4 protein-coding genes are annotated in these 3,362 nt (G+C 69.6%); 1 reads left to right on the forward strand and 3 read right to left on the reverse strand.

Annotated elements, in window-relative coordinates; all coding sequences use genetic code 11:
- The coding region (locus B1964_RS13475; protein WP_139765729.1) for a glycosyltransferase 87 family protein at window positions 1–683 on the forward strand (683 nt) is incomplete at its 5' end.
- Window positions 684–743: 60 nt separating this feature from the next.
- On the opposite strand, the gene B1964_RS13480 is transcribed toward B1964_RS13475, so the two are convergent.
- From B1964_RS13480 to B1964_RS13490, 3 genes are all read right to left on the reverse strand, one after another.
- On the reverse strand, window positions 744–1,451 hold the full coding sequence (locus B1964_RS13480; RefSeq protein ID WP_006370527.1) for a lysophospholipid acyltransferase family protein: 708 nt from the start codon (window positions 1,449–1,451) through the stop codon (window positions 744–746).
- A 213-nt stretch (window positions 1,452–1,664) separates the two neighbouring features.
- Entirely contained in the window at window positions 1,665–2,642 is a 978-nt protein-coding gene (locus B1964_RS13485) for an ROK family protein (protein WP_020170908.1), read from the reverse strand.
- Window positions 2,642–3,145, reverse strand: a complete 504-nt coding sequence (locus B1964_RS13490; protein ID WP_006370529.1) for a hypothetical protein — start codon at window positions 3,143–3,145, stop codon at window positions 2,642–2,644. The genes B1964_RS13485 and B1964_RS13490 overlap by 1 nt, the downstream gene beginning before the upstream one ends.
- Window positions 3,146–3,362: the final 217 nt, after the last annotated feature.

The following is a 3,362-nucleotide window of genomic DNA, read 5'->3' on the forward strand; positions in this document are numbered from 1 at the left end:
CGGCCGCCACCGCCGGACTCACCTTCGTGCTGGCGGGCGCGTTCGCGGCGGTGTGGCTACCGCGCGATTCCTTGGGGTACTGGACGCACACGCTGTTCCACACGACGCGGATCGGCGATCCGGCCGGACGCATCAACCAGAACCTCAACGCGGCATGGGTGCGCATCCTGCCGGGCATCGACGGTCAGATCGCCTGGGTGCTCAGTTCGTTGGCGGTCACCGTGCTGGCGTTGTGCGCGGTGCACGTCTGCCGTCCCCGGGAGGCGTTCGCAGCGGGCGCCGGCCCCGCGGCGCGGATCAATGCGGTGCTGGCGACCTGCGCGATCGCGGTCTGGGGTCTGCTCGTCTCCCCCACCTCGTGGGCGCATCACTGGGTGTGGGCGATCCCGCTGATCCTGACCGCCATCACGGTCGCCGCGCGCACGTCGTCTCGCGGCACCCGGATCGCCCATCTCGGGTTGGCCGGGGTTGGGCTGATCCTGTTCTCCCTCGGGCCTTTTCAGTTCCTCCCACAGAGTTCGGCCTCGTGGTCGCTGCTCGCGCAGATCGTCGGGAGTTCGTATTCGATCTGGGGTATCGCCGCACTCGTGGTGATCTGGCGGTTCCCGGCCGAAGGCTTGCGCGCGCCGAGCGTCGACGAGGCCACCGGCCGGGCCGAACTCGCCCAGACCCACACGAGCTGACCCAGACGAGGTGAGGCGCCCCAACCAGGCTGCGGGCCCAACTCAGGCGGCGGGCCCCATTCAGGCTGCGGGCTTGGACTCCACGGCGTCGGCGGGCGAACGCTCCTTGAGGCTGGCCGCGTAGACGTCGACGTACTGCTGACCCGACAGACGCATCAGCTCGTACATGATCTCGTCGGTGACGGCGCGTTCGATGAACCGGTTGCCCTGCATGCCTTCGTAGCGATCGAAGTTCAGCGGCTTACCCACCCGGACGGTGACCTTGGTCGGCCGAAACATCACCGTCCCAGGCGGATTGAACTTGTTGGTACCGATCATCGCGACCGGGATCACCGGCACCCCGGTCTCCAGAGCGATCCGCGCGAGCCCGGTCTTGCCCTTGTAGAGCCGACCGTCGGGTGATCGGGTGCCCTCGGGGTACATGCCCATCAGCTCACCCTTTTCGAGCTGCCGGCTCGCCGCGGTCAATGCACCGGCGGCCGCCTCCGCCCCGGACCGGTCGATGGGGATCTGCCCGACCGCGGTGTAGAACCACCGCTGGAATCCACCCTTGAGCCCGGTACCGGTGAAGTACTCGGCCTTGGCCAGGAAGTAGATGCGACGCGGGCACATCAGCGGGAGGAAGAAACTGTCCATCACCGCCAGGTGGTTGCTGGCCAGGATGGCCGGTCCGCGCGCCGGAATGTTCTCCAGCCCTTCGATCGTCGGCCGCCCCAACAACCGGAGCAGCGGGCCCAGCAGCACGTATTTGAACACCTGGTACCACATCGCGTGTGTCACTACCCTTCGTCGCACCGACGAGCGCTTTCCGGCCACTCGATCCGGTTGTGAACTCTACTCACCCCAGCCGGTGCCCGTGAGACATCGGCCACCCGACGGACAGGACTGTGGCATCCGCCGACGCCGCCATGAGGTTCCGGTCGCCATCACGCATGGGTCATCGGGCGCCGTCGGACATCGAGGTCATCGGACATCGGCACATCAGACATCGGCGACCTGCGGCACGCGCGCACTGATCCCCTGGCGGGCGACCTCGGCGGCACCGAGCACCCCCGCGTTCTCACCGAGTTGCGTACCGCGGATGCGCGCGAGCTGCCGATGGCCGGCCCCGGTGATCAGACGCGCATAGTGTTCGCGGGCCTCATCGAGGTACAGCCCCGACGCGGTCCCGACACCGCCGGCGATGACGATGAGATCGGGGTCGAAGACGTCGGCGATCATCGCCAGCCCCTGGCCGAGCGAGGCGGCGAACTCGGCGAAGGCGGCCACCGCCACCGCGTCGCCGTCGGCGGCGGCACCGGCCACCCGTCGGCCGGTCAACGACCCGGGGTCGGCGGCCACGTCGGTCGCGAGCTGGCTGCGACCCCAGTCGCCGTCGGCAAGCAACTCGACCACTGTGTCGACCAAAGCCGTTCCGCTGCAGTACCTTTCCCAACATCCGCGCTTACCGCAGGAGCATGGACGGCCGTCCGGGACGATGGTGAGGTGCCCGAGCTCCGGTGCGACACCGAAGCTGCCGCGATAGATCTCCCCGTCGATCAGCAGCCCCGCACCGATGCCGGTGCCGATCGCCAGCACCAGCACATTGTGTCCGCGGGCCGCCGCCCCGTAGTGACGTTCGGCCACCGCGGCCGAGTTCGCGTCGTGTTCGGTGAACACCGGGATACCGATGCGCGCGGCCATCTCCTCGGCGACCCGGGCCTCCCGCCATGGCAGATGGGGGGCGAATCGCACCACCTCGCGATCGGGGGTGAGGAAGCCCGCGATCGCCATCCCGACAGCCTTGGCCGCCCAGCGCGAGGTCAGCTCGCCGACCAGACGGTCGAGGCAGTGTTCGAGGGCCTGGGCCGTCGGCGGGGTCGCCGCGCGCAGGGTGTCGAGCATGACGCCCGAGTCGTCGACCACGGCGGCACGCACGCTGGTGCCGCCGATGTCGATGCCGATTGTCAACTCGCCCATCACTTCTCACTTTCCGATGTCGGGTCGACCACGCCGTGTTTGCGCGACGCACCGGTCGGCGGTGTCTGCGGGGCGGCCTCGAGTCGCACCGCGATCGGCTGGTAGCGCCGCGGTGGTGCCCCGGCGTCGGCGGGCGCGCTGCGCAAAGCCGCCGCGATCGCCTCCAGCAGGGTGATGAGTGCGGCGATCAGCCGCGCGAGCAGATCCCCGATCTCCTGCATCAGTGAGGTGATCTCACCGACGGCGGCCGCAGCCGATCCGTCGCCGAGGAAGGCACCGGCCGCGGTGGGACCGCCCGATCCGGACGCGGCCGGTCGTGCGGTGCCGGTGGGCCCCGTTCTGCCGGTGGGCCCCGATGCACCGGTGCCGAACCAACCCGCGACGACGTCGATCTGGGCGGCCAGCGCGAGCAGCAGGTCGCGTAGTGGGTCGCCCGTCGACTCGCCACCGCGCGCCGAACCCGACCCGGTGTCGGCGCCACGGCTGGTGTCGTCAGTGCTCATGCCCTCGCCTCATACGCTCGGCTCATCCGGTCGATACTCCATCTGGCGATTCGTGTGCACAAGCACGGTACCCTCTGCGGCACGCCCGCCTCCATTCCGGGGGCGCGCGCTTGCGCAGCCTCAGGCCTGACGGTCCCGTGGCCAGACGGCCGGATCCGGGGTGAAGCGCACCCTGATCCGTTGGCCGTCCCAGCTCGCCTCACCGACGTGGCAGGGG

Origin of the sequence: Gordonia sp. i37 (assembly GCF_002043085.1) — a bacterium.
Taxonomy (GTDB): Bacteria; Actinomycetota; Actinomycetes; order Mycobacteriales; family Mycobacteriaceae; genus Gordonia; species Gordonia polyisoprenivorans.